Raw genomic sequence first — 4,851 nt, 5'->3', positions numbered from 1 at the left:
CACGAATGCTGGACCAAGCGTCGCTCGGGATGTCGTCGTCACAGACACGCTCCCTGTTGGGTTGAATTTTGTCTCTGCGACACTGTCGCCAAGTGGGGTGAACGGGCAGGTGATCACGTGGGCGTTGGGCGACCTCGACGTTGGTCAGAGCGGCTGGTTCTCGCAGTCAGAAAAATTAAAGGGATGCTTGCCGTTGCTTCATGTTGACGTAGTTCCTGCAATACTCGATAGCCATCCAGCTCTGGCATCATAATGTCGCATAGAATCAGGTCTGGCTGACACTCTTTAGCTAGTTGTATACCAATCCGCCCATTTTCTGCCGTTAGGGTATGAAAATTTTCCAGGCTTAATACATCCTGAATGATTTCTCGAATGTGGGCTTCATCTTCAATCACTAAGATCGTGTTCACAGCGTCTAGTATCAGCACATAACATCAGTTCTTCACGTGTAAGTCAGGCGCACAGGCAAGTGTTTGGAGAAATTAGCATACAGGATACTACCTATGAACTATTAGAATTATCTCCAACTATCTCCAGCTATGTGGACACCAAATCGTTGACCTTAGAGTAGCAGACACAGTGCTGGTTAAACCCTTCTAAAGGAAAGGCACTAATGTAGCTCTGTTCGCAATCAGTAGACCAATTGGCTTGCACAACTCTTGACCCCTTACACAAGTGGATTGAGTTTTAAGGTTCGGCCATATGGCAGTTGACATACTTTTCTCCATTATTGTGCACAGATAATAGAGTTAATTATTGTGCACAGATAATAGAGTTAATCGCCACTGCCGCCTTATCCTAGCGAGAGCTACTAGCATGTTTGCTCGGAATATTAACCCAAATTTGGGTCAACGTTTACTCGTTTACTATTGTTCTGTTGGCTCACTGATGATTTCACAGTCAATTAGTAGCCAACCCCCGACCTGCTGTATCTCCGCCATGGGATGTATCATCTCGTAGAAATTGCACCCGTAACATTACTCGAAATAGTGTACAACCTGGTTTGCTCTCAAACGTAATATCGCCTCCGTGCAAATCTAGGCAGCGTTTGACCACAACTAGCCCAATGCCGTCTCCGGGCACATCCCCAACATTGGGTGCTCGTCGAAAGGCTCGAAACAACTTGGATTGAATGTCCTTGGGAATGCCAATACCTTCGTCTTGAACTTCGATCGCCACTAAATCTTGACCCTTAAGCCCTTTGATTAACCGAATTTGAATCGTGCTTTTAGGAGGCGAGTACTTAACTGCATTGGAAATCAAGCATTGCAAAATCCGTTGCAATAACTTAGGGTCGAGTCTTGCACTCATAAGCTGCTGATCACCCCGAATATCTTCTTGCCAAAAATTTGTCCGGAAGACATGATCAGGATTTTCGTTCTTTAGCCGATTAACAATCTCTTCACAAACCTGCACTAGGTTCACAGTCTGTGGATTAAAGCTAAGTTCGTCAGTTTCAATCTGATTGGCAATCAACCCATTCTCTAGCAGTTCTCCCATCTGTTGCACAGATGCCTGGATTCTAGCGAGGTGCTTGCTAGGGCTGCTGCTTTGGTGGCTTGTATCGCTGGCTAGGGCTTTGAGTTGATCGACGATCGTTGCCAGTGGTTTCCGAAATTGGCGTAGGATTTTGGTCAAGTTAGCAAGGCGTTTTTCACTATCCTGTTGCTGCCGCTGTAACGTTTCTTGCAGTCTGTTAATTGTCTGACGATAGGCTGTAATATCGAAACCAACGCCGATGTAACCAGCAAAACTACCATCTGGGTTCTTACGAGGAGCAATTTGATCCACAATCCAGTGATAGTCTTTGGTATCTTTGTGCTTGAGGCGATACTCAATTGTTAGGGGTTCGTGGGCATCAAATGCAGCCAGATAGGCATCTAGATAGTGGTTAATATCATCGGCATGGATATGCTCTGTCCAGCCATGGCCCAGTTGCTCATAGCGATCGCGCCCTGTAAAGTCTGTCCAAGCACGGTTAGAAAACCAGCGTTTTTCTCGTTCGGTCGCCATCCACAGAAACACCGGCAAGCTATTAGCGATGTCACAGAACCGCTTTTCCCCATCTTGAATGACTAGACTCTGCTCCTGTAGTTCACGACGCAGGTTTTCTGCTGTTTGCTGTAGCTCATCTAGTTCTCGTTGGCGGTTCAACTCGGTAACCACACGAGGGGCAAAGAGCTGTAACAAGGTTTTGAGACTATAGGTCATATGGATAGCTCTGGTGCTCCAGAGAGCCATAGTGCCAATCACTTCCCCTTCAGACGCACGCAGCACGACTCCCAGATAGCTTTCTAGTCCAGAGGGCAGCACCGGCTCTAGATTAGGAAAATGACGTTGCAACTCTTGAGCACAGCAGTAGTCCCCATTGTAGAGGGTGCGCTTATCAGGGCTGTTAGCAATGGCATAGGTGATGCTTGGGCGCAGTTGCCCATTGACCCAAGCAGCATGGGTTTGCAACTGCTCGTTTTGTACCTGGGTAATCAATACACAGTCCATGGCTAAGACTTCAGCTAACCGCTGCACTAGAGTCTCTAAAAAGTTTTGTCCAGTAGTATGGGTAGTGTCACTCAAGAGGCGTTGCAACTGGCGATCGAACAAGTTGGTCTCGCTCAAGTCCGTAAGGATGGTGACAACGCCAAGAAAATCCTTTGTATTGCTATATAGCGGCTGGGTAGACATCAACATCCACCGAAATGAATTATCCTTACACCGCAGTCGCAATTCTTGCTTGGTAATTGCATGGGTTTCCGCAGAATAATGCCCGTTCATGGGTAGCGCAGGCGGCACTAAGTCATCAGCGTTTGGTAATGGAATAGTGGCTTGGTCATCACTCTCAAGGAAGGCTGATAGGGGTCTGCCGACCATTTCATCGTAGGTGTAGCCCAAGGTAGTGAGTAAGTGATGATTGACGAAACTAGTCTGTTGTGACTTGTCGAACACCCAAATGCCAACAGTTGCCGCTTCTAGGAGTTGTCGTTGTTTACTTTCCTCATAGCGAAGCCTTTGATAAGCAGAGCGGTAGCGAATAAGTTCTTGCTGATCTTGCTTATGGAGTCTCTCTAGTTCTGCTTGACGCTCTTCGAGCTGGGTGATGCGCTGTTGCAGCGACTCTACCAGCAGATACATCTCTGCGGGTTCGATATATTGATGCAGGGTTGATTGATGTAGGATGCCAATCAGTTCGCCTTGAGAGCCAATGACAGCCATCTGTTTGGCGTGACGACGCTGCATCTTTTGGTGAGCTGTCCATAGGGTGTCTTGAGGGCTAAGACAGGCAAGGGGAGTGTTCATGACTGCGCTAGCTGGAATTGTGACAAAATCGATGCCAATTGCCTGTGCTTGCACAATGTCTTCACTAGTGATAATCCCGACTGGATAAACAGGCACCTCTGGGTGGAGAGTAGCCATCCCTTCCGTATTAGTAATGATTACGTAATTTGCTTGCTGCTCAGCCATCAACTGGGCGATCGCTAGCATCGAAACACCCAGCGGTGCTCGTACCACGTCCTTAGTCATGGCCTCAGCAACCATGCGAGATTTGAGTAAATCAAGGGACTGGCTTTGGCGGTAAAGGGTTTCTGTAGTAATGAGACCTACAATCTGACGATGCTCGTCTACGATCGGCAAGTGCGTAATCTGCTGCGTGTGGAAATATTTCAGCACTGCAATTGGGTCTTGAAGCTGTGAACGGGTCAAACTAACAGGCTGGGGTGTAATTACCTGACCCACAGGCACACTGCCAGGTTGCCTCCCAGAGGCGGCCATTCTCACCAAGTCTTGGTTGGTAAACACACCAAATAACTCCCCATCCTGAGCCACAAGCACACAACCTGCCCGTGCAACTTGGAGATAACTCTCCTGATTAGAGGGGTCAGATGCTGCCAAGATGCTTTCTTCCTGGGCTTGGTTCATCAGCAGCACCACTTCTCCCAGGGGGGACGCTGGTGTAACAATCACAGGATCAACAATGATGGCTTGCTCTAGTGGGCTAGCAGAGTGAGCGGTAGATGTCATGACCGAGTGGAGGCGGAGTAGTGGTAAATTGTACTAACTCTAACGATCTGACGTGCGAAAAAGCCTAATATCCGTATGGAATGAACGAGTTCACCACCTGTTCGCCTAACCCCTCAATGGTTTGCACTAATGGTTGCACTAAAATCAGCAGTTCACTAAAATCATACAATTTGCCAGCCCTAGTCATAACTGCATTAACGTCTTGTTTTCAAGATAACCTTCTATGGTTGACTATACTCACTAGCAATGCCGCGAATCTTAAAAATTCCACACAATTGATGATTAGGAAATTCTTCTGGCAGAAATCGGGATAGATTGTTTACCTGGACATGTTTGATACGTGGTGTTGACAGGAAGCTTGCCATTAATACCCACAGGGGATATTCCCAGTCGTTGCTACCTACATTGAGGCCGATTGTAGCACAGTGATGGACTGCTGCTTGCTGCACAACAGCATGATATGGAGTTGCTAAAAGCGGTCCTGCTCCTCGAAAATAGAGAGCCAGCCGGGCGTTCCCCCAAACGCTGTCTAGACCGATCGGGGGTTGCAGAGCCATAAGGAACGTGTAGAGCGGTATGAAACTATAAAGGAGGGCGATTGTAGTGAGCAAGCCTATAATCGCGACCCTAACCCTAGAGAAAACAGCATATCCATAGGCAGTTAGGGGTGAAGACAATGCTGCCAAACTAGAACCTACCACAGGAGCATTGAGGATGTAAAAGGGGAGCAGCAAGCGATTTCCCCATAGTTGCCATTTCAACAGGGTGCAGAACAGCAGAAAACCTAGAATAGTGCTCAGGGCAAGGGGTGCTACGGGCGATCGTCGCCGTCGG

3 protein-coding genes and 1 pseudogene are annotated in these 4,851 nt (G+C 47.8%); 1 reads left to right on the top strand and 3 read right to left on the bottom strand.

The genetic code is table 11. From position 1 onward, the window contains the following. Positions 1-91 (top strand): annotated as a pseudogene (locus NZ772_13910) (DUF11 domain-containing protein). A 22-nt stretch (positions 92-113) separates the two neighbouring features. Here NZ772_13910 and NZ772_13905 read toward each other — a convergent pair. The 3 genes from NZ772_13905 to NZ772_13895 form a co-directional block, all read right to left on the bottom strand. Beyond that, positions 114-410 (bottom strand): response regulator, encoded by a 297-nt coding sequence (locus tag NZ772_13905; protein ID MCS6814644.1) that lies wholly within the window; start codon positions 408-410, stop codon positions 114-116. 490 nt (positions 411-900) lie between these two features. Beyond that, a complete protein-coding gene (locus tag NZ772_13900; protein MCS6814643.1) occupies positions 901-4,017 on the bottom strand; it encodes a PAS domain S-box protein in 3,117 nt (1,038 codons plus the stop codon). 221 nt (positions 4,018-4,238) lie between these two features. Then, the coding region (locus tag NZ772_13895) for a hypothetical protein (GenBank protein ID MCS6814642.1) at positions 4,239-4,851 on the bottom strand (613 nt) is incomplete at its 5' end.

The organism is Cyanobacteriota bacterium, from assembly GCA_025054735.1.
In the GTDB taxonomy this organism is placed as follows: Bacteria; Cyanobacteriota; Cyanobacteriia; order SKYG9; family SKYG9; genus SKYG9.
This window is presented reverse-complemented; position numbering and strand designations above follow the sequence as displayed.

Coding starts and splice junctions, on each gene's coding strand:
- NZ772_13900 (MCS6814643.1), bottom strand. CDS start 4,017: ATGACATCTACCGCTCACTCTGCTAGCCCACTAGAGCAAGCCATCATT.